At 64.8% G+C, this 22,295-nt stretch carries 21 protein-coding genes; all 21 read right to left on the bottom strand.

Annotated elements, in window-relative coordinates; genetic code table 11:
* Nucleotides 1–32 precede the first annotated feature (32 nt).
* Complete coding sequence (gene atpA / locus WT53_RS01935) at nt 33–1,574, bottom strand: F0F1 ATP synthase subunit alpha (protein ID WP_034209646.1); 1,542 nt, start codon at nt 1,572–1,574, stop codon at nt 33–35.
* 44 nt (nt 1,575–1,618) lie between these two features.
* Entirely contained in the window at nt 1,619–2,158 is a 540-nt protein-coding gene (locus WT53_RS01930) for a F0F1 ATP synthase subunit delta (protein WP_034188172.1), read from the bottom strand.
* 2 nt (nt 2,159–2,160) lie between these two features.
* Nucleotides 2,161–2,631 (bottom strand): F0F1 ATP synthase subunit B, encoded by a 471-nt coding sequence (locus WT53_RS01925; protein ID WP_006477283.1) that lies wholly within the window; start codon nt 2,629–2,631, stop codon nt 2,161–2,163.
* 129 nt (nt 2,632–2,760) lie between these two features.
* Complete coding sequence (gene atpE, locus WT53_RS01920; RefSeq protein WP_006482730.1) at nt 2,761–3,030, bottom strand: F0F1 ATP synthase subunit C; 270 nt, start codon at nt 3,028–3,030, stop codon at nt 2,761–2,763.
* Between the two features lie 75 nt (nt 3,031–3,105).
* Nucleotides 3,106–3,957 carry a F0F1 ATP synthase subunit A gene (gene atpB, locus WT53_RS01915; RefSeq protein WP_034209647.1) on the bottom strand — a complete coding sequence of 284 codons (852 nt, stop codon included), beginning with the start codon at nt 3,955–3,957 and terminating at the stop codon, nt 3,106–3,108.
* A gap of 109 nt (nt 3,958–4,066) precedes the next feature.
* Nucleotides 4,067–4,588 carry an ATP synthase subunit I gene (locus tag WT53_RS01910; protein WP_034209648.1) on the bottom strand — a complete coding sequence of 174 codons (522 nt, stop codon included), beginning with the start codon at nt 4,586–4,588 and terminating at the stop codon, nt 4,067–4,069.
* Nucleotides 4,589–5,154: 566 nt separating this feature from the next.
* On the bottom strand, nt 5,155–6,285 hold the full coding sequence (locus tag WT53_RS01905; RefSeq protein ID WP_034209649.1) for an SLC13 family permease: 1,131 nt from the start codon (nt 6,283–6,285) through the stop codon (nt 5,155–5,157).
* A 10-nt stretch (nt 6,286–6,295) separates the two neighbouring features.
* The gene (locus WT53_RS01900) at nt 6,296–7,189 is read right to left on the bottom strand and encodes a ParB/RepB/Spo0J family partition protein (protein ID WP_006482728.1); all 894 of its coding nucleotides are present in this window, start codon (nt 7,187–7,189) and stop codon (nt 6,296–6,298) included.
* A gap of 31 nt (nt 7,190–7,220) precedes the next feature.
* Nucleotides 7,221–8,000 carry a ParA family protein gene (locus tag WT53_RS01895; protein WP_011546804.1) on the bottom strand — a complete coding sequence of 260 codons (780 nt, stop codon included), beginning with the start codon at nt 7,998–8,000 and terminating at the stop codon, nt 7,221–7,223.
* A 51-nt stretch (nt 8,001–8,051) separates the two neighbouring features.
* Nucleotides 8,052–8,738 (bottom strand): 16S rRNA (guanine(527)-N(7))-methyltransferase RsmG, encoded by a 687-nt coding sequence (gene rsmG, locus WT53_RS01890; protein ID WP_034209650.1) that lies wholly within the window; start codon nt 8,736–8,738, stop codon nt 8,052–8,054.
* Nucleotides 8,735–10,705 (bottom strand): tRNA uridine-5-carboxymethylaminomethyl(34) synthesis enzyme MnmG, encoded by a 1,971-nt coding sequence (gene mnmG / locus WT53_RS01885; RefSeq protein ID WP_034209651.1) that lies wholly within the window; start codon nt 10,703–10,705, stop codon nt 8,735–8,737. Before mnmG ends, rsmG begins: the two co-directional genes overlap by 4 nt.
* Before the next feature lie 534 nt (nt 10,706–11,239).
* A complete protein-coding gene (locus WT53_RS01880) occupies nt 11,240–11,995 on the bottom strand; it encodes an ABC transporter ATP-binding protein (RefSeq protein WP_034209652.1) in 756 nt (251 codons plus the stop codon).
* Nucleotides 11,995–13,779, bottom strand: a complete 1,785-nt coding sequence (locus WT53_RS01875) for an ATP-binding cassette domain-containing protein (protein WP_059829862.1) — start codon at nt 13,777–13,779, stop codon at nt 11,995–11,997. The genes WT53_RS01880 and WT53_RS01875 overlap by 1 nt, the downstream gene beginning before the upstream one ends.
* A 4-nt stretch (nt 13,780–13,783) precedes the next feature.
* Nucleotides 13,784–14,839: a branched-chain amino acid ABC transporter permease gene (locus WT53_RS01870; protein WP_060258289.1), complete on the bottom strand. Its 1,056-nt coding sequence runs from the start codon at nt 14,837–14,839 to the stop codon at nt 13,784–13,786.
* 200 nt (nt 14,840–15,039) lie between these two features.
* Nucleotides 15,040–16,197 carry an ABC transporter substrate-binding protein gene (locus WT53_RS01865; protein WP_060258286.1) on the bottom strand — a complete coding sequence of 386 codons (1,158 nt, stop codon included), beginning with the start codon at nt 16,195–16,197 and terminating at the stop codon, nt 15,040–15,042.
* Between the two features lie 82 nt (nt 16,198–16,279).
* Entirely contained in the window at nt 16,280–17,044 is a 765-nt protein-coding gene (locus WT53_RS33300) for a hypothetical protein (RefSeq protein ID WP_156447846.1), read from the bottom strand.
* Between the two features lie 212 nt (nt 17,045–17,256).
* Complete coding sequence (locus WT53_RS01860; protein ID WP_034209655.1) at nt 17,257–18,234, bottom strand: branched-chain amino acid ABC transporter permease; 978 nt, start codon at nt 18,232–18,234, stop codon at nt 17,257–17,259.
* Nucleotides 18,234–19,118: a branched-chain amino acid ABC transporter permease gene (locus tag WT53_RS01855; protein WP_012327599.1), complete on the bottom strand. Its 885-nt coding sequence runs from the start codon at nt 19,116–19,118 to the stop codon at nt 18,234–18,236. Before WT53_RS01855 ends, WT53_RS01860 begins: the two co-directional genes overlap by 1 nt.
* 128 nt (nt 19,119–19,246) lie before the next feature.
* Complete coding sequence (locus WT53_RS01850) at nt 19,247–20,446, bottom strand: ABC transporter substrate-binding protein (RefSeq protein ID WP_034209656.1); 1,200 nt, start codon at nt 20,444–20,446, stop codon at nt 19,247–19,249.
* Between the two features lie 77 nt (nt 20,447–20,523).
* Nucleotides 20,524–21,279: an ABC transporter ATP-binding protein gene (locus tag WT53_RS01845; RefSeq protein WP_034209657.1), complete on the bottom strand. Its 756-nt coding sequence runs from the start codon at nt 21,277–21,279 to the stop codon at nt 20,524–20,526.
* Nucleotides 21,276–22,055, bottom strand: a complete 780-nt coding sequence (locus tag WT53_RS01840) for an ABC transporter ATP-binding protein (RefSeq protein ID WP_027783147.1) — start codon at nt 22,053–22,055, stop codon at nt 21,276–21,278. Before WT53_RS01840 ends, WT53_RS01845 begins: the two co-directional genes overlap by 4 nt.
* Nucleotides 22,056–22,295: the final 240 nt, after the last annotated feature.

Raw genomic sequence — 22,295 nt, 5'->3', positions numbered from 1 at the left:
CCCCCGCGCGGCCTCGGTGTGTCACTCGCGGATCAATAGGCACCGGACTTCTTGAAGGATTCGATCGCCGCGCGCAGCGCGCCTTCGTCGTCCTTCGAGAGATCCTTGGTGTCTTCGATGCGCTTGATGAGGTCAGCGTGGCTGGTCTTCAGGTTGTCGCGCAGGCCCTTCTCGAACGGCAGCACTTGCTTGACGTCGAGATCGTCGAGGTAGCCGTTGTTCGCGGCGTACAGCGACACGGCCAGTTCCCACACCTGCAGCGGCTGGTACTGCGGCTGCTTCAGCAGTTCCGTCACGCGGCGGCCGCGCTCGAGCTGCTTGCGGGTCGCTTCGTCGAGATCCGAGGCGAACTGCGCGAATGCCGCGAGTTCACGGTACTGCGCGAGGTCGGTACGGATACCGCCCGACAGCTTCTTCACGACCTTCGTCTGAGCGGCGCCACCGACGCGCGACACCGACACGCCGGCGTTGATTGCCGGGCGGATGCCTGCGTTGAACAGGTCGGTTTCCAGGAAGATCTGGCCGTCGGTAATCGAGATCACGTTCGTCGGAACGAACGCGGTCACGTCGCCGGCTTGCGTTTCGATGACCGGCAGTGCCGTCAGCGAGCCGCTCTTGCCCTTCACTTCGCCGTTCGTGAACTTCTCGACGTACTCTTCCGACACGCGAGCCGCACGCTCGAGCAGACGCGAGTGCAGATAGAACACGTCACCCGGGTACGCTTCACGGCCCGGCGGGCGGCGCAGCAGCAGCGAGATCTGACGGTATGCCCAAGCCTGCTTGGTCAAGTCGTCATAGATGATCAGCGCGTCTTGGCCGCGGTCGCGGAAGTATTCGCCCATCGTGCAGCCGGCGTACGGTGCCAGGTACTGCATCGCAGCCGAATCCGATGCCGAAGCGGCGACGACGATCGTGTATTCGAGCGCGCCCGTTTCTTCGAGCTTGCGCACCACGTTCATGATCGACGAAGCCTTCTGGCCGATCGCGACGTAGATACAGATCAGGTCCTTGCCCTTCTGGTTGATGATCGCGTCGAGCGCCACCGCGGTCTTGCCGCACTGACGGTCGCCGATGATCAGCTCACGCTGGCCACGGCCGATCGGCACCATCGCGTCGATCGACTTGATGCCCGTCTGCACCGGCTGCGACACCGACTTACGCCAGATCACGCCCGGGGCGATCTTTTCGATCGCGTCGGTCAGCTTCGCGTTGACCGGGCCCTTGCCGTCGATCGGGTTGCCGAGCGCGTCGACCACGCGGCCGACGAGTTCCGGGCCAACCGGGACTTCGAGAATGCGGCCCGTCGTCTTGACGATGTCGCCTTCCGAAATGTGTTCGTATTCGCCGAGAATCACCGCGCCGACCGAGTCGCGCTCGAGGTTCAGCGCGAGACCGAACGTGTTGCCCGGAAACTCGAGCATTTCGCCCTGCATCACGTCCGACAGGCCGTGGATACGCACGATACCGTCGGTCACGGAGATCACGGTGCCCTGGTTGCGAACGTCTGCGCTCGCTTCAAGGCCCTGGATCCGGCTCTTGATCAGCTCGCTGATCTCAGAGGGATTGAGTTGCATTATTCGCTCCTGATAGTCAATTCTGTTGCGTGCCGGCGTGGCGCTCAGGCGGTCAAGGCAGCCTGCATCGATGCGAGGCGCGCGCGAACCGAGGTGTCGAGCACTTCGTCGCCGACCGTCACGCGCACGCCGCCGATCAGCGACGAATCGACTTCGACCGTCGGTTTCAGCTTGCGCTTGAACTTGCGTTCGAGGCCCGAGACGAGACTGTCGAGATCCGCGCCGTTCAGCGGGAACGCGCTCACGATCTCGGCGTCGGCTGCGCCTTCACGTTCGTTCTTGAGCGCCTCGAACTGCTCGGCGATTTCCGGCAGCAGCGCGATGCGATGATTGTCGACCAGCATCTGCACGAAGTTCTTCGCTTCGGCGCCGGCCGCGAGCGGCGACTTCACCGCAGCAAGCAGCAACTCGGCTACTTGCGTGCGCGTCACCTTCGGGCTCGACGCGACCGACAGCACTTCCGGCAGACGCGCAACCTGGGCCAGCTCTTGCACGAGCGTGGACCAGGCGGCGATGTCACCGCCCTCGGCCACGCGGAACAGCGCTTCTGCGTAAGGGCGGGCGATGGTTGCAAGTTCGGCCATGATCAGAGCTCGGCTTTCAGTTGATTCAGCAGTTGGGCGTGGGCCGTTTGATCGACTTCGCGCTTCAGGATCTGCTCGGCGCCCTTCACGGCCAGCGCGGCGACTTCGCCACGCAGCGCTTCGCGCGCCTTCACGATTTGCTGTTCTGCTTCCGCCTTCGCCTGGGCGACGATGCGGGCGGCTTCAGCCTGGGCGTTGGCCTTGATTTCCTCGGCGACCGCCTGTGCACGCTTTTCGGCGTCGGCGATGCGCTGCTGGCCGTCGTTGCGGGCCTGCGCGAGTTCCTGGTCCACGCGCTTGTGCGCTGCGTCGAGTTCCGCCTTGCCCTTCTCGGCGGCGGCGAGGCCGTCGGCGATCTTCTTCGAACGTTCGTCGAGGGCGTTGATCAACGGCGGCCACACGAATTTCATCGTGAACCACGCGAGGACCAGGAACACGACCATTTGCGCAAACAGAGTTGCGTTGAGATTCACGGTGTTTCCTTATCTGCTATTCCGGAAAAATGAAACGGTAAGGCGCTCATCGAGTTGCATTCGATCAGCGCCCCAAGTCTCCGTTCCGCCCTGCGCCGGCTCACGCCGGACGCATATTTCCGAGGAACCTTAGCCTGCGAGCTTCGACAGGAGCGGGTTCGCGAACGCGAACAGCATTGCGACACCAACGCCGATCAGGAATGCAGCGTCGATCAGACCAGCCAGCAGGAACATCTTCGTTTGCAGCGGGTTGATGAGTTCCGGCTGACGTGCGCAGGCTTCGATGTACTTGCCACCCATCAGCGCGATACCGATACAGGCGCCGATTGCACCCAGGCCGATGATGATGCCGATACCGATGGCGGTCAGACCCTGGATGTTGGCGATGTAAGCTTGCATGATCACTCCTTTGTGAAAAGACTTGGAACTGAGATTTAAAAAACTAAAACGAAGACTCTTTCTTGCACGCCGCGCTTAGTGCTTGTCGTGCGCCTGGCCGAGATACACCAGCGTCAGCATCATGAAAATGAATGCCTGCAACAGAACAATCAGAATGTGGAAGATTGCCCAGACGCTACCCGCGATCACATGACCAACGAAGCCGAGGAACGTTGCGTCGCCACCGAAGCTCCACATGCTGCCGAGCAGGGCGATCAACAGGAACAACAGCTCACCCGCGTACATGTTGCCGAACAGCCGCATGCCGAGCGAAACGGTCTTTGCAACGTATTCGACGATGTTGAGCGCGAGGTTCGGGATCCACAGCAGCGGGTGGCCGCCGAACGGGGCCGACAGCAGCTCATGCGCAAAGCCGCCCGCGCCCTTGATCTTGATGCTGTAGTAGATCATCAGGACGAACACGCCGAGCGCGATGCCGAGCGTGCCGTTCAGGTCGGCCGTCGGGACGATGCGATGGTGGGAAATCACGTCCGACAGACCGAGCAGGCCGATCACGCGGCCCGGCAGGTCGACCGGGAGGAAGTCGAGGGAGTTCATCAGCGCAACCCACACGAACACCGTGAGGGCGAGCGGCGCGATGAAGGTACGATTGCCGTGGACGATGGCCTTCGACTGGTCTTCGACCATTTCGACGAGCATCTCGATCGCGCACTGGAAACGGCCCGGCACGCCCGACGTCGCCTTGCGGGCGGCCAGACGCAGCAGGATGATCGTCACGATGCCGCAAACGATCGACCAGAACAGCGTGTCGAGATTCCAGACGTGGATGTCGAAAATCGACGTCTGATGCGAGGTGGAGAAATTCTGCAAGTGGTGCGCAATGTACTCGGACGGATCCGGACCGCGCGTGCCTTCGCTAGCTGCCATATCGTTAATGCCACCCAAATTGTCGAAAATCGTTTTGCCCGTTCCGCAACACGCTATTGCGGGAACGAGCCGGTGCGGTTCGTTGTCGAACCCGCACGCTGCTTGTTCCTTACCGCCAGGCCAGCGCGATCCAGTACGTCTTCAGCACGACGAGGTACGTGACGAGGAACGGCACCCAGTGCACGCCGGCCCAGCCGAACGCCACTGCGGTGAACATTCCGATCGTCAGAGCCAGTTTCAGGGCTTCGCCCATCACCCAGCTCATCACGGTGGCCGAGCCACCGGCCTTCAGTCGCGCCACGAATACCGCACTTGGCACCCAGCCGATCGCTCCGCCCAGAAACGCGGATTGCGCAGCGGCGCCCGGCGACTTCGAAAACAGCCACCACGCCAGCGTTGCAACCAGGGACAGGACCACTTGCGCGAACACCACCTTGTAGGGGGTCACGCGCGAGGGCTTGCTCACGTTCGGGCCGAACAGCCTTTCGGCCTCTGCCCGCGTCAGCGGAACGATGTTGTTATCTTGCTGCTCGACATCCCAGTCGTCGGATTCACGCCGCTCGCAGGCCGCCGAAGCGGTGCGTTGCGTGCGCTGATCATCGTGCCTGTCGTCCGGCGCCTGACCCGCCATCGCAATCTTCCGCAGAATCCTTGAACCCGACCCCAAGCTTTCTGAAAGCTTTCAGGGGTGCCTAGCTAACAAATCCGGGCGATTGTAAGCGATAGTTGCAAGTGATTCAAGGCTTTAGACGCGACAAAACCTGCATAAAACGACGCCTCATGATGTGAAAAAACACCCGATTCGACGACGTACGATGACAGTTGTAAGGTCAGTTTTTTGCACCGGTATTTCTTGCGCGAAAAAGTCCGGCGACGAGGGGAAATCGCGGGAAACGATGCCCGATGCGGACCGGGAGGAAGCGGTGCGATCGCTGCCGCGAATTCGCTGCAATGCAACCGTCGGGAACGGCTCGGTGCGACGCTGCGGAAGGAGCACGACATCGTGACCGAACCGCCGCACGCGACGCGCGAAATTCGACCGGTTGTTCGCGCATCGATTCATCCAATCAGTTGTCGCGCCGCCACAGAGGTTCGATTGTAGATTGCAGCACTTATCAACAGCCGTCGATCACCTCGAACGCTGTGCGCCCCGCCACTGCCCGAACGATACGCCCGTGCCGCACCCACCGGCCTCGCTCAACCGTGCATGAGCAGCCACGCGCCGAGCGCCGCGCTCGCCAGCGCGAACGGAATCGAAACGAGGTGGAACGGCAGCCACATGCGCGGCTCCTTCGCGAGACGTACCGCGATCAGGTTCGCGAGCGAGCCGATCGCGAAACCGAAGCCGCCGACCGATACGCCGAATGCAAGCGCGCGCCAGTCGTGCGTGAATTCCGACAGCAGGATCGCGGCCGGCACGTTGCTGATCGCCTGTGACAGCACGGCGCCGGCGGCATAGACGCGCAGCGGCGAATCGAGCTGCGCGTGCGCAATCGCGTCGTGCACGACAGGCAGCGCAGCCGCACTGCGCAACACGACGAACATCAGCACGAAGATCAACAGCAGCAGCCAGTCGATCTTCAGGACTGCATCGCGTTTGACGGCGAGCAGCACGATCGCGACGCCGACGAGGCCCGGCAGCGGACGGTGCGCATCGGCGAGCAGCACGAACGCGGCGAACAGGACCGCCGCGATCAGCGCGTGCATGCGTTGTACGGGAAAGGCGGCAGCGTCGCCGGACAGGTCGAGCGGCTTCGCGCGAAACATCAGTGCAGTCAGCACGAGCAGCAGCGCCATCGTCGCGACGGCGAGCGGCCCCAGCGTGACCACGAAGCGACCGAACGACACGCCGCTCAATTGCCACAGGAAAAGATTCTGCGGATTGCCGAGCGGTGTCGCAACGGACCCCGCATTGACGGCCAGCGCGACGACGATCACGAGCCGCCGGAACGGCAACGGTGTCAGCGCGCGCAGCGACACCATCAACGGCACGACGACGAACAGCGCGACGTCGTTGGTGAGCCACATCGACAACACCGCGGCGAAGCCGACGAGCAGCATCGCAAGCCCGCGCTCGGAGTGCACGTGATGCACGATGCGATGCGCGAGCCACATCAGGCAGCCGGACAGCTCGAGCGCCTTGGTCAGCATCAGCAGGCCCGCGAGCGTCGCGACCGTCTGCCAGTCGACGCGCTCGGCGAGCACCGAAAATGGTTGCGGACGCACCCATTGCAGCACGATCAGGCCAAGCGCGAGCACCGACAGCACCGGTTCCTGCGCAAGCCAGCCGAGCCACCGGCGCGGCGCCGGTGTGCCCATCTGTTCCATGGATTGCCCGTTACTCTTCGGTCGCGACGTTGCCGCGCAGTCGCGCGAGAATGCCTTCGAGCGCATCGAGGTTGCCGAAGTCGATCAGCACCTGCCCTCGCCCGCGGCGGCCGAGCTTGATCTTCACCGTCGACGCGAGCAGATCGGACAACTCCTCTTCGAGGCGACGCGTATCGCGGCCGCCGTCGTCCTTCGCACGCGCCTTCACGGCCGGCGCTTCCTTCGTCGTGTGCGCGACGAGCTTCTCGGTCTCGCGCACCGACATGCGCTTGTTGACCACCTGATGCGCGAGCGTGATCTGCGTGGCCGCATCGACGGCGAGCAGTGCGCGTGCGTGCCCCATGTCGAGATCGCCGGCCAGCAGCATCGTCTGCACCGGCGACGCGAGGTTCAGCAGGCGCAGCAGGTTCGACACCGCACTGCGCGAACGGCCGACCGATTCGGCAGCCTGTTCGTGCGTGAAACCGAACTCGTCGAGCAGGCGCTGAATTCCGTGCGCCTCTTCAAGCGGATTCAGATCCTCGCGCTGGATGTTCTCGATCAGCGCCATCGCGGCGGCAGCCTGATCGGATACGTCCTTCACGAGTACCGGCACCTCATCGAGACCGGCCAGACGTGCGGCACGGAAACGCCGCTCGCCCGCGATGATCTCGTATTTGTCTGACGAAATAGGCCGTACCAGAATCGGCTGCATCACGCCCTGCGCGCGAATGCTTGCCGCGAGCTCCTGCAGGCTACCCTCGTCCATCCGCGTGCGCGGCTGGTACTTGCCGGCTTGCAGCTTGCCGAGCGCGAGCGTGTTCGGCGCCCCTTCGATCTTCACCGCTTCGGTGATATCGGCACTGCCGCCGAGCAGCGCTTCGAGGCCACGTCCCAAGCCCTTCTTCTTTGGTACCGCGTTCATGTCTTTCTTCCTCGCTTCGCTCATGTCCGGATCACGACACCTCGAACGCGCGCACGCGCTCGATCATCTCGGCACCGAACTGGATATACGCCTGCGCGCCGCGCGAACTGCGGTCGAACACGACGCCCGGCAACCCGTAGCTCGGCGCTTCGGCCAGGCGCACGTTGCGCGGAATCACCGCGTCGAACACCTTGTCGCCGAAGTGCGCCTTCAGTTGATCGGAGACTTGCTGCTGCAGTGTGATGCGCGGATCGAACATCACGCGCAGCAAGCCGATGATCTTCAGGTCGCGGTTCATGTTTGCGTGAACCTGCTTGATCGTGTTGACGAGGTCCGACAGCCCTTCCAGTGCGAAGTACTCGCACTGCATCGGGATCACGACGCCATGCGCCGCGCACAGCCCGTTCAGCGTCAGCAGCGACAGCGTCGGCGGGCAATCGATCAGCACGAAATCGTAGTCGTCGGCCACGCGCTCGAGCGCGGCCTTCAGGCGGCGCTCGCGGTTGTCGATGCTGATCAGCTCGATCTCGGCGCCGGACAGCTCGCGGTTCGCGGGAAGCACGTCGTAAGTGACGCCCTCCGGACGCACACGTGCGTCGGCCACCGACACGCCGTCGACCAGCACTTCGTACACGGTCGCTTCGCAGGCGGCCTTGTCGATCCCGCTGCCCATCGTCGCGTTGCCCTGCGGGTCGAGATCGATCAACAGGACTCGTTGCTCCTGCGCTGCAAGGCTTGCGGCGAGATTGACCGATGTCGTCGTCTTGCCGACGCCCCCCTTCTGGTTCGCAACGCAGAAGATCTTTGCCATCGTTGGTGTGTTCCCTTTACCTTCAAACAAACGGCGCGCTACCGCGCGCCTTCAATTCGCCTCGTCGACGGCCACTTCGAACAGATGCCGCTCTGCATCGAGCATCGGCACCGCCAGCCGGATCGTCTGCTTCACGCGGCTGCCTTCCGGCAACCGCGCAATCTCGTCATCCGGGTGAACGCCCTTCATCGCCCAGATCGACCCGCCCGGCGCGACCAGATGTCGAGCAAGTTTAACGAAGTCGGACAGGTCCGCGAAGGCGCGGGATACGATCATGTCGAATTTTTCCGGCACTTCGACACCCGGCTGCAGCGATTCGACCCGCCCGGTGACGACCGACAGGTTCGCGAGCTTCAGCTCCGCGCGCATCTGCGTCTGGAAGGCAGACTTCTTCTGCACGATATCGTTCAGCGTGACCTGCCAGCCCGGCTCGACGATCGCCAGCACGATACCGGGCAGCCCGCCGCCCGAGCCGACGTCGAGTACGCGTGCCGACGTCCGGCCGCGCAGATGCGGGACGATGGAAAGCGAATCGAGGATGTGCTGAATCAGCATCTGCTTCGGGTCGCGGATCGCGGTCAGGTTGTAGACCGCGTTCCACTTGCCGAGCAGCGCGACATAGTCGAGCAGCTGGTTGCGTTGTGCATCCGTCAGCGTCAGGTCGAGTGCCGCCGTACCTTCGACGAGCATCTGTTCCAGTACGTCCCGATTCACCGCCGGCGCGCGACGCGCCGTCATTGTTGCGTCGGGACGCTGCCGTCCCCCTGCTCCGCGGCTTCCGCGACCGTGCCGTTACGGCGGCCCAGGCCGCGACGCTTCAGATGCACCATCAGCAGCGAGATTGCCGCCGGCGTGACGCCGGAAATGCGCGATGCCTGCCCGATCGTTTCCGGGCGGAACTCGTTGAGCTTCTGGCTTACCTCGAACGACAGGCCTCGAACGTCGCGGTAATCGATACCGTCCGGCAGGCGCGTGTTCTCGTTCGCGTCGTTGCGCTCGATCTCGGATGCCTGGCGCTCGATATAGCCCTGATACTTGATACCGATTTCGACCTGCTCCTTGATCTGCTCGAGCAGCACCGGATCATCGGTCAACGGCTCCGCAGGGCCGCACTCGCCGCCCTTCAGCCCGCACACGCCGTCGTAGCTCACGCCCGGCCGGCGCAACAACTCGGCAAGGCTGTATTCGTGATCGATCGCCTTGCCGAGCAGCGCGGTCGCCTCTTCCGCGGGCAGCGTCTTCGGCGTCACCCACGTCGACTTCAGGCGTTCGGTTTCACGTGAAACAGCGTCGCGCTTCCGGCTGAAGGCATCCCAGCGGGCGTCGTCGACCAGTCCAAGCTCGCGGCCGATCTCGGTCAGGCGCATGTCGGCGTTGTCTTCGCGCAGGCTCAGACGATACTCGGCCCGGCTCGTGAACATCCGGTACGGCTCGGCCACGCCGCGCGTGACGAGATCGTCCACCAGCACGCCCAGATAGGCTTGATCGCGACGCGGGCACCACGCGTCCTTTTCCTGCACGTAGCGGCCCGCATTGAGGCCGGCCAGCAGCCCCTGTGCTGCCGCTTCCTCGTAGCCGGTCGTACCGTTGATCTGGCCCGCAAAGAACAGCCCATTGATCGCCTTCGTCTCGAGCGACGCCTTCAGCGCGCGCGGGTCGAAATAGTCGTATTCGATCGCGTAACCGGGGCGCAGGATATGCGCGTTCTCGAGGCCGCGCATCGAATGCACGAGCTCGAGCTGGACGTCGAACGGCAGGCTGGTCGAGATCCCGTTGGGGTAGAACTCGTTGGTCGTCAGCCCTTCCGGCTCGAGAAAGATCTGGTGCGATTCCTTCGACGCGAACCGGTGGATCTTGTCCTCGATCGACGGGCAATAGCGCGGCCCGACCCCTTCGATCACGCCTGTATACATGGGCGAACGATCGAGACCGCCGCGAATGATGTCGTGCGTGCGTTCGTTCGTATGCGTCACCCAGCACGGCAGCTGTTGCGGATGCTGCTCCGCGCGGCCCAGGAACGAGAATACGGGGATCGGATCGAGGTCGCCCGGCTGCTCGTCGAGCTTCGAAAAGTCGATCGTGCGACCGTCGATACGCGGCGGCGTACCGGTCTTCAGCCGGCCCTGCGGCAGCTTCAGCTCCTTCAGGCGCGACGACAGCGACACGGCCGCCGGATCGCCCGCGCGGCCGCCCGTGTAGTTGTTCAGGCCGACGTGAATCTTGCCGTCGAGGAACGTACCGGCCGTCAGCACGACTGCGCGAGCGCGGAAGCGGATGCCGATCTGCGTGACGGCGCCCACCACGCGGTCGCCTTCGACCATCAGGTCGTCGACGGCCTGCTGGAACAGCCACAGGTTCGGCTGATTTTCGAGCCGGTGGCGGATCGCGGCCTTGTACAGGATACGATCGGCCTGCGCACGTGTCGCGCGCACGGCCGGGCCCTTCGACGAATTGAGGATCCGGAACTGAATACCGCTTTCATCCGTCGCGGCGGCCATTGCGCCGCCCAACGCGTCGACTTCCTTGACCAGATGGCCCTTGCCAATGCCGCCGATCGACGGATTGCAGCTCATCTGCCCAAGCGTTTCGATGTTGTGGGTCAGCAGCAGTGTCTTTGCGCCCATACGGGCGGACGCCAGCGCGGCTTCCGTGCCGGCATGACCGCCACCGACGACGATGACGTCAAATTCTGTGGGAAAAAGCATGGTGGATTCCGTACGCAGAGCAGCGCACGAACCTATCTGAGAAATGTATGGGCCGAATTATAGCGGGTTCGCTTTTCGCCCGAAGGCCGTCCGAATGGTAGGGTCTGTGCATTTCGGCGATTTTTTGCTGTGGGCGCGCGAATTTGGCGTGCCGGGCGGCTTCGGCGGTGCTCACGACCGGTTAAACGCACGTCATCGTGCCTGTGCCAAACCCGGTTAATCACCACGCCAGCATGCGCGGAACCGCTGACCTGACCGATGTCTGTGCCCCCGCAATCCACCGGCCGCGACGCCCTGTGCCCTCCTCCACACAGCGTTTCCGATGGTTGTCCGGAGACTTGTCCACTGAAGCCCAACGCATCGGCGACCTGTGGAACAAGCCTGTGCGGCGTCGCACAGCGCCTCCGACTATTCCTGCGCGACTTATCCCCGGTCCCGAACCGGCGATACTTCGACACCTTGCGATCTCGCCAAACAAAAACGGCGTGTTTCACGTGAAACACGCCGCTCGTTCCCCCCCACCACCTCAAATAATCAAGCCGTCTTTTTCGCCAGGCCGAGATATGTCTCGATCACCCGCGGATTCCGGGCGAGTTCGGCCGCAGGCCCTTCCAGCGCAAACTCGCCCGTCTCCAGCACATAGCCGTAGTCGGAGATCTGCAGCGCCGCCCGTGCGTTCTGCTCGATCAGCAGCGTCGCCACGCCGGTACCGCGCAACGCGCTGATGATATGAAAGATCTCCTTCACGATCAGCGGCGCCAGCCCCAGGCTCGGCTCGTCGAGCATCAGCAGGTCGGGCTTGCCCATCAGCGCACGTCCGACCGCCAACATTTGCCGCTCGCCGCCCGACAGCGTACCGGCCGCCTGCCTGCGGCGTTCCTTCAGCCGCGGAAACAGCGCGAACACGTGATCGAGTTGATCGAGGAAGTTCGCTTCCCCCGCCTGCTTGCGCCGATATGCGCCCAATACGAGGTTGTCCTCGACCGTCATCGTGCTGAACAGCTCGCGCTTCTCCGGTACGAGACACATTCCGCGCGCGACGCGCTGCTCGACCGGCAGCGCACCGACATCGTTGCCGCGATACACGACCGCGCCCGACGCGTGCCCCGTTATCGGCAGCGCGCCCATGATCGCGTTCAGCAGCGTCGATTTACCGGCCCCGTTCGGGCCGATCACGCTGACGATCTGCCCCGCTCCGACCTTGATGGCAGCACCGTGCAGCGCCTCCACCTTCCCGTACCGCACTGCCAGGCCGCGTACTTCGAGAATCGGCATCGTCGTGTCCGTCATCACTCCACCCCGCCCAGATACGCTTCGAGCACGGCCGGGTCCTGCTGCACATCCTGCGGCAGCCCTTCCGCGATCCGCGTACCGAACTCCATCACCACCAGCCGGTCGGTGAGGTTCATCACGAAATCCATGTCGTGTTCCACGAGCAACACGCTCATGCCTTCGGCCTTCAGCCGCCGCAGCAGGTCGGCGAGTTGCTGCTTCTCCTGGTAACGCAGGCCGGCAGCCGGCTCGTCGAGCAGCAGCAACGTCGGATCGCAGCACAGCGCCCGTGCGATTTCGAGAATCCGCTGCTGGCCGAGTGCCAAGCTGCCCGCTTCGTCGTACATGTGCTTCTCGAGCCCGACGCGGCGGATCTGGCGCGCGGCTTCGGCCAGCAACTGCGCTTCCTCGCGCGCATTGAGCCGCGCGATGCTGCGCCACACGCCCGTATGGCCGCGCAGATGGGCGCCGATCGCGACGTTCTCGAGCACCGTCATCGCCGGCAACAGCTTCACGTGCTGGAACGTGCGACCGATGCCGCGGCGGACGACCTGACGCGACGTCAACCCGTCGATGCGCTCGCCACGAAACGTGATCGCACCGCCGGTCGGCTTCAGCACGCCGGTCACGAGGTTGAACGTGGTCGACTTGCCCGCGCCGTTCGGGCCGATCAGCCCGACGATCTGCCCCGCTTTCACGTCGAAGCTGACATCGTTGACGGCCACGAGCCCGCCGAACTGCTTGCGCGCGCCGTCGACGACGAGCAGCGGCTCGCCGGGCACGGGCTTCGCGCGCTGCGGCAGCGGATCGGCCTGCTCCGGCACATGCGCACGCGGCCCGCGCGGGAACAGTCTCGCGACGAACGGCCATACGCCCTGGCGCGCGTACTGCAGCAGCAGCACCATCAGTACGCCGAACACGATGATCTCGAAGTTGCCTTCCGAACCGAGCAGCTTCGGCAGCAGCGTCTGCAGGTAGTCCTGCAGCACGGTGAGGATCGCCGCGCCGAGTACCGCGCCCCATACGTGCGACACGCCGCCCACCACCGCCATGAACAGGAATTCGATCCCGTGGTTCAGGCCGAACGGCGTCGGGTTCACCGCGCGCTGCAGGTGCGCGTACAGGAAGCCCGATACCGCCGCGAGCACGGCCGCGTAGACGAAGATCACCACGCGCATCCACGCGGTGTTCACGCCCATCGCCTCGGCCATCACGCCGCCGCCGCGCAGCGCGCGGATCGCGCGGCCGGGCCGGCTGTTGAGCAGGTTCTGCACCGACACGATCGCGGCCAGCACCACGGCCCAGATCAGGAAATACAGGCTGCGGCCGCTTTCCAGCCGGATGCCGAACAGGTTCAGCGCCGGAATCCCGTTGATCCCGTCGTACTTGCCGAGCAGTTCGAGGTTGCCGAACAGATAGAACAGCGCGAGGCCCCACGCGATCGTACCGAGCGGCAGGAAGTGCCCGGACAGCCGCATCGTCACCGCGCCGAGCATGAGCGCGACGAGCGCCGTCAGCACGACGCCGACGATCAGCGCGAGCCACGGCGACACGCCGTACCGCGTCGTCAGGAACGCGGTCGCATACGCGCCGATGCCGACGAACGCGGCCTGCCCGAAGCTCGTCATCCCGCCGACGCCCGTCAGCAGCACGAGCCCGATCGCGACGATCGCATACAGGCCGATGTAGTTCAGCAGCGTGATCCAGTACTCGGGCACCTGTAGCGCGCCGGGCAGCACCGGCAGCGCGAACAGCACGACGAGAAACAGCCAGAAGGTCTTGTTGCGTACCATCGTCTTCATCGCATCACTCCTCTTCCTCTTCCGCATGCGGCGTCGCGAAGCTCCGCCACAGCAGCACCGGAATGATCATCGTGAACACGATCACCTCCTTGTATGCGCTCGCCCAGAACGACGAATACGATTCGAGTACGCCGACGAGCAGCGAGCCGGCGGCCGCGAGCGGGTAGCTGACGAGCCCGCCGATGATCGCGCCGACGAAGCCCTTCAGGCCGATCAGGAAGCCCGAGTCGTAGTAGATCGTCGTCAACGGGCCGACGAGGATCCCCGACAGCACGCCGAGCCCTGCCGCGAACGTGAACGCGAGCCGCCCGGCTTCGGTCGTGCCGATGCCGACGAGCCGCGCGCCGAGCCGGTTCACCGACGTCGCGCGCAGCGCCTTGCCGGCGATCGTGCGGCCGAAGTACACGTAGAGCGCGCCGATCAGCACGAGCGCCGTGACGACGACCAGGATGCTCTGCACCGAGACCGTCATGCTGCCGATCGCGAGCGACGCGTCCGAGAATCCGGCGGTGCGCGAGCCCTCCGCACCGAACATCACGAGGCCGAGGCCGACCATCGCGAAATGGACGGCGACCGACACGATCAGCAGCAGCAGCGTCGTGCCTTCGGCGATCGGCTGGTACACGAGCCGGTAGACGAACGGCCCCATCGGCACGACGATCGCGAGCGTCAGCGCGATCTGCGCGAGCATCGGCAACGGCTGCGCGGCAAAGCTGCGCGTGATCGCGAACACCGCGAGCGGCAGCAGCACGTAGCGGCTCGCCAGCGTCGCGAGCGTGCGGCCGAGCGGGTGACGGCGTTCGCGATGGCGGATCAGGCCGCCGACTTCCAGCAGAAAGCACGCGATGCCCATCACGAACAGCAGCCAGCAGGTGGCGGGGAATTTCTGCGCCTGCAACGCGGCCAGCGTCAGCGCACCGTAGGCGACGAATTCGCCTTGGGGAATGAAGATCACCCGCGTGACGGAAAACACCAGCACGAGCGCCAGCGACAACAATGCATAAATGGCGCCGGTCGTGATGCCGTCTTGCGCGAGGATCGCCGCAATCGAGAGATCCATACGTTTCGTGTATCGAGAGAATGCTGCGGAGAAACGAAAGGGGGAAAACGCTCGGGGCGCGCGCGAAGCGATCGGCACGTCGCGCGCCATGCGGCGAGCCCGGCGGTTCCAGGCGGCATGGGTGCGGCCGTCAGGCGCGCGACCCCGCCGACGGCACAGGCGGCGCCGTTCGCGCCGCGTGTGCCGGTTTCACGTGATGCTTACTCGGCCTGCAACTTCCACTTGCCGTCGACGATCTGCACCATCACGCGCGCACGCGTGTCGAAGCCGTTGTGATCGGTCGCCGTCATGTTGATCACGCCGTGCGAGACGGGCAGGTCCTTCACGCTTTCGAGCGACGCGCGCAGCGCTTCGCGGAACGCCTCGGTGCCCGGCTGGCCCTTCTTCAGCGCTTCCGGGATCGCCCGCTGCAGCAGCAAGCCCGCATCCCACGCATGGCCGCCGAACGTCGACAGCGAGCCCGCGCCGTAGGCCTTCTCGTACGCGGCCTTGTAGCCGAGCGCCGGCTTCTTCACCGGATTCGAATCGGGCAACTGGTCGGTCACGAGTACGGGGCCGGCCGGCAGGATCTCGCCTTCGCAATCCTTGCCGCACACGCGCAGGAAATCGTTGTTCGCGACGCCGTGCGTCTGATACACCTTACCCTTGTAGCCGCGCTCCTTCAGCGTCTTGGCCGGCAGCGCCGCCGGCGTGCCCGAGCCCGCGATCAGCACCGCATCCGGGTTCGAGCCCAGCAGCTTCAGCACCTGCCCCATCACCGACGCGTCGGTCCGGTTGTAGCGCTCGTTCGACACCAGCTTCAGCCCGTTCTTCGCGGCCGCCGCGTCGAACGTCTTGTACCAGCTGTCGCCGTACGCATCGGCGAAGCCGATGAAACCGACCGTCTTCACGCCGTGCTTCGCCATGTAGCCGGCGATCGCGTCGGCCATCAGCTGATCGTTCTGCGGCACCTTGAACATCCACGCGCGCTTCACGTCCATCGGCGCGATGATCTGCGCGCTCGCGGCAAGCGAAATCGCCGGCGTCTTGCCCTGCGACACGGGATCGAGCATCGCGAGCGAGTTCGGCGTGACGGAGGAGCCGATGATCGCGTCGACGTGGTCCTCGTCGATCAGCTTGCGCACGTTCTGCACCGCGCGGCTCGTGTCGGAGGCGTCGTCGAGCACGATGTACTGCACGCTCTTGCCCGCGATTTCCTTCGGCAGCAGCGCGATCGTGTTCTTTTCCGGAATCCCGAGCGAGGCGGCCGGGCCCGTCGCCGACAGCGTCACGCCGATCTTGACCTGCGCCGACGCCGTCGCCGCCGCACACACGAGGCCCGCGGCAAGCATGGCCTCCATCCATCGATTCATCTTCATTTACGTTGTCTCCAAACGCTGCTCGAAAAAACCACGGGTCGCTCGGGCGGCTCCCGGTCCCCAGAAACAGTTAATATCTTAATTATCCGATCCACCCGCGCCCATGCTCGTTTTCCCGTGACGCCGCGCCCATGCGCCGCATGCCGGCCGAAACGGTCATTCGGCCATCACGATGCGCAGCAGCAATGTCGTCAGGATGAAGAAGGCGAATAAAGGCGGGATCGCGCGGAAAATCGGTGCGTGCGCAACGATGGCGGAAACGGCCGCCATACCGGCCCGATGCGGCCCGGTACGCGCGCGACGAAACGTCGGAAAACCGGCGGCTCATGACGATGCGGATACGGGTGCGAGCACAACGATCGCCGGGGCGTGCATACAGGCCGCAGGACGGCTCGGGACTGCCGCGACGACCCGTCGCGCACCCGATGACGAACGAGCGGCGCCCGCCGCCTCTCCTGCCCCGATCCACCGCGCTGCGCTGCTCATCCAACCGTACTCCCTCTTCTGCATTGTGCTTGTAGGAGAACTGCCGACCGATTTTCCCGACCGCACGGTCGGCGAAAGCCGAGTGTAACGGACGCCTTTCGCGCACGCCAACCGGGTAAGCCCGAAGCGGCTGTGCAGGATTGCGCACCGTCCGTGAACGATCGCGGAAAGGGAAAACGGGGGACGCGGCGAAGCGCGGAAAAGACGCGGTGCGAATGCAAACGCGAGAGACGGCCGTCACGCGGGCCGATGCACCATCGATGGAATCCGTGCACGCAAATGAAAAAGCGCTGTTGGATTCCGTCCAACAGCGCTTTGGGGTCCGGGCACTTTGTGCCTCGATTGTCTCCTCGTTCTCCACCTGCAAATTCGTTTCGCGGTGCATCAGAACTAAGGTGAATCTTAAAGAGGCTTAAGCACCACGACAACTTAGCATTTACCCCTATGGTGCATCGCCGCACGAAAATGGGGCACCAGTCTGCCGCGCGGCGCCGGCCCGAACCTGTCGCGACGCCCTTCCCGGGCGTGCCGGATGGTGCTTCGCATCAACGCGCGGCGACGCGCACGGCCTGCTCACGACGACGCTCTCAACGGCTTGATCCGCGCGACCATCTCGCCGACGATGCCGCGCCGGAAGGCCAGCACGCATGCGATGAAGATCAGCCCGGTGACGATCGTCGCCGATTCGCCAAGCGAATGGAACCACGCGACGCCCGTCGTCGACGCGAGCCATTCGCCGATGTCGCCGAGCCGGTCTTCCAGCGCCACGATCAGCGCGGCGCCCAGCAGCGGCCCGAACAGCGTGCCCATCCCGCCGACGAGCGTCATCAGCACGACGAGGCCCGACATCGTCCAGTACGCGTCCGACAGCGTCTCGAAGCCGAGCACGAGCACCTTCAGCGAGCCGGCCAGCCCCGCGAGCGCGGCCGACAGGATGAACGCGAGCAGCTTGAAGCGGTCGGTGTCGTAGCCGAGCGAGATCGCGCGCGCTTCGTTCTCCTTGATGGCGACGAGCACCTGGCCGAACGGCGAATGGACGACCCGCACGATGAACGCGCACGCGGCGACGACCACCGCCAGCACGACGTAGTACAGCGCGACGTCGTTCGACAGGTCGAGCAGCCCGAACAGGCGGCCGCGCGGCACGCCCTGCAGGCCGTCCTCGCCGTGCGTGAACGGCGCCTGCAGATAGATGAAGTAGACCATCTGCGCGAACGCGAGCGTGATCATCGCGAAGTAGATGCCCTGCCGGCGGATCGCGAACAGCCCGACGACGAGCCCGAGCAGCGTCGCGCCGACGGTGCCGGCCAGCACGCCGAGCTCCGGCGTGAAACCGAGCGTCTGCATCGAATAGCCGGTCGCATAACCGGCCGTCGCGAGGAACATCGCATGGCCGAACGACAGCAGTCCCGTATAGCCGATCAGCAGGTTGAACGCGGCCGCGAACAGCGCGAAGGCGAGCACCTTCATCACGAACACCGGATACGCGCCGATGAACGGCGCGGCGAGCAGTGCGGCGAGCAACACGCCGTAGAGCACTTTTCTCTGCATCATTTTTCCTTGCCGAAGAGGCCCGCCGGACGGAACAGCAGCACGATCGCCATGATCACGAACACGACGGTGGCCGACGCTTCGGGATAGAACACGCGCGTGAAGCCCTCGATCACGCCGAGCAGCAGGCCCGTGACGATCGAGCCGAGGATCGAGCCCATCCCGCCGATCACGACCACCGCGAACACGGTGATGATCATCGGCTGGCCCATCAGCGGCGACACCTGGATCACGGGCGCGGCCAGCACGCCCGCGAACGCGGCGAGCGCGACGCCGAAGCCGTAGGTGAGCGTGATCATCATCGGCACGTTCACGCCGAACGCCTCGACGAGCTTCGGGTTCTCGGTGCCCGCGCGCAGGTACGCGCCGAGCCGCGTCTTCTCGATCACGAACCACGTCGCGAGGCACACCGCGAGCGACGCGACGACGACCCACGCGCGATAGTTCGGCAGGAACATGAAACCGAGGTTGGTCGCGCCGGACAACTGCGACGGCACGTCGTACGGCTGGCCGGACGACCCGTAGATCGACCGGAACACACCTTCGACGACCAGCGTGAGGCCGAACGTGAGCAGCAGCCCGTACAGGTGATCGAGCTTGTACAGCCAGCGCAGCATCGAGCGCTCGATCGCGATCCCGAACGCGCCGACGAGCACCGGCGCCAGCACGAGCATCGCCCAGTACGGCAGCCCGAAATACGACAGGCCCATCCACGCGAGCATCGCGCCCAGCATGAACAGCGCGCCGTGCGCGAAGTTGATCACGTTGAGCAGCCCGAAGATCACCGCGAGCCCGAGGCTCAGGATCGCGTAGAACGAGCCGTTGACGAGCCCGAGCAGCAACTGGCTCAGCATCGCCGGCAACGGAATGCCAAAGATGTCCATCGACTTAGCCGTCAGAATGAGTTTCGTTGCATGCGCAACGTTCATGCGTCGCGCACGCGGGCGGCGCAGCGGGCACGTCGCCGCAGCCGCCACCGTGCGGCGCGCCCGTGCGCGCCGCTACGCGATGCTTACTTCCACAACGCGCAGCGCGTTTCCTGCTTGGTGCCGAACGCCTGTTCGCCCGGAATCGTCGCGAGCACCTTGTAGTAGTCCCACGGCTCCTTCGATTCCGACGGCTTCTTGACTTCCATCAGGTACATGTCGTGGATCATGCTGCCGTCCTGGCGGATATAGCCCTTCGCGTAGAAGTCGCTGATCTTGATCTTCTTCAGCTCGGCCATCACCTTGTCGGAGTCGGTCGTACCGGCGGCCTGCACGGCCTTCAGGTACGTCGTCACCGACGAGTAGTCGGCCGCCTGCAGGCTCGACGGCATCTTCTTCATCTTGCCGAAGTAGCGCTGCGCCCACTGGCGCGACGCCGCATCGCGATTCCAGTACCAGCTGTCGGTCAGCACGAGGCCCTGCGTCGTTTCGAGGCCGAGGCTGTGCACGTCGTCGATGAACATCAGCAACGCGGCGAGCTTCATCGTCTTCGTGATGCCGAACTCCTTCGCGGCCTTGATCGAGTTGATCGTGTCGCCGCCCGCGTTCGCGAGGCCGAGGATCTGCGCCTTCGACGATTGCGCCTGCAGCAGGAACGACGAGAAGTCCGACGCGGACAGCGGGTGACGCACCGCGCCGAGCACCTGGCCGCCGTTCGCCTTCACGACGTCCGATGTGTTCTTCTCGAGCGCCTTGCCGAACGCGTAGTCGGCCGTCAGGAAGAACCAGCTCTTGCCGCCCTGCTTCACCACCGCCGAACCGGTGCCTTTCGCGAGCGCCATCGTGTCGTACGCGTAGTGGACCGTGTACGGCGTGCACTGCTCGTTGGTCAGCGTGTCGGCGCCTGCGCCGATGTTGATGTAGACCTTCTTCTTCTCGGCCGCGACCTGGTTCATCGACAGCGCGGTCGCCGAGTTCGTGCCGCCGACCAGCAGGTCGAGCCCGCCGCGATCCATCCATTCGCGCGCCTTCGACGCGGCGATGTCGGCCTTGTTCTGGTGGTCGGCGTAGACGACCTCGATCGGCTTGCCGAGCACCTTGCCGCCGAAGTCCGCGACCGCCATGCGGATCGCCTCGAGACCGCCCTGCCCGTCGATATCCGCGTAAAGCCCCGACATGTCGGTGATGAAGCCGATCTTCACGGTATCCGCCGCGTGGGCGGCGCCGGCGGTGAACGCGGCGGCCGCGAGCGCGAGACAGGCCTGTGCGAGGGTCTTCATTTTCATTGACGTCTCCTGTTGTTCTGATGCGTTGTGGTTGTTCGAGAGCCGCCACGGCTAGCGGCAACGGAAACGGGGCGGCGTCACACGCCGAGCAGGTCGTGCAGGATCGGCATCTTGCCTTCCAGTTCGGATGCACGGAAATGCTCGACGATGCGGCCGTGCTCCATCACGTAGAAGCGGTCGGCGAGCGGCGCGGCGAAGCGGAAATTCTGTTCGACCATCACGATCGTGTAGCCGCGCGCCTTCAGCGCGACGATCATCCGTGCGAGCGCCTGCACGATCACCGGCGCCAGGCCTTCGGAGATCTCGTCGAGCAGCAGCAGGTTCGCGCCGGTGCGCAGGATCCGCGCGACCGCGAGCATCTGCTGCTCGCCGCCCGACAGCCGCGTGCCCTGGCTCTGCCGGCGCGACGCGAGGTTCGGGAACATCGCGTAGATCTCGTCGAGCGACATCGCGTGTTCGTGCGGCCCGATCAGCGGCGGCAGCATCAGGTTCTCCTCGCACGACAGGCTCGAGAAGATCCCGCGCTCCTCCGGGCAGTAGCCGATGCCGTAATGCGCGATGCGGTGCGTCGCGAGGCCGATCGTCTCGTGGCCCGCGACCTTGATCGACCCGCTGCGGCGGCCCGTGAGGCCCATGATCGCGCGCAGCGTCGTCGTGCGGCCCGCGCCGTTGCGGCCGAGCAGCGTGACGACCTCGCCGCGATGCACGGTCAGGTCGACGCCGTGCAGGATGTGGGATTCCCCGTACCAGGCCTCCAGGCCCGTGATCTCCAGCGCAGGCGTACCGCTCTCGACGCCGCTCAATTCGCGTTCCTCCCGTTCGCTGTGCTTCATGCGTGCGCCCCCGCGAGCGCGGCATCGGCGCTGCCCATGTAGGCCTCGATGACGAGCGGATTCTTCGACACTTCCGCATACGAGCCTTCGGCCAGCACCTCGCCGCGTTGCAGGACGGTGATCGTGTCGGAGATCCCCGCGATCACGTTCATGTTGTGTTCCACCATCAGGATCGTGCGGCCGCTCGCGACCTTCTTGATCAGCGCGGTCACGCGGTCGACGTCCTCGTGGCCCATCCCCTGCGTGGGCTCGTCGAGCAGCATCAGTTCGGGCTCCATCGCGAGCGTCGTCGCGATCTCGAGCGCGCGCTTGCGGCCGTAGGCGAGCTCGACGGTCGGCACGTGCGCGAAATCGGTGAGGCCGACCTGCGTGAGCAGATCCATCGCGCGGTCGTCGAGCCGCTTCAGCGTGCGTTCGCTGCGCCAGAAATGGAATTCGGTGCCGAGTGCCCGCTGCAGGCCGATGCGCACGTTCTGCAGCGCGCTCAGGTGCGGGAACACGGCCGAGATCTGGAACGAGCGGATGATGCCGCGCCGCGCGACCTGCGCGGGCCGCTCGTCGGTGATGTCGATGCCGTTGAAGACGATCTGGCCGGCCGTCGGCGTCAGAAATTTGGTGAGGAGGTTGAAACAGGTGGTCTTGCCCGCGCCGTTCGGCCCGATCAATGCGTGGATCGCACCGCGCCGCACACGCAGGTTGACGCCGTTCACGGCGGTGAAGCCCCTGAATTCCTTCGTCAGTCCGCGTGTTTCCAGAATCGTGTCGCCGAGAATCATGTTCCCTTCCGTACGAAGTCAGGCGAAGCACCGGGAAGCCTGGCGCAAGCGGCCGCGAACGGTCAGCGGATCAGCGGGCTGCCCCCGGGCGCCGTGGTACGCCTCGAGGGTGGTCTCCCGCGCCGACGCGTATGCACATTGCGCAACATTGTCGCGCCGTTGGTGCAGTGCAATCATCGGGATTTGCACTTATAGGGATGGCCGCCTTGTCGGACGCGGCTGTGCACGGTTTTCACCGCG

Origin of the sequence: Burkholderia sp. MSMB2157WGS (assembly GCF_001532755.1) — a bacterium.
GTDB lineage: Bacteria > Pseudomonadota > Gammaproteobacteria > Burkholderiales > Burkholderiaceae > Burkholderia.
This window is presented reverse-complemented; position numbering and strand designations above follow the sequence as displayed.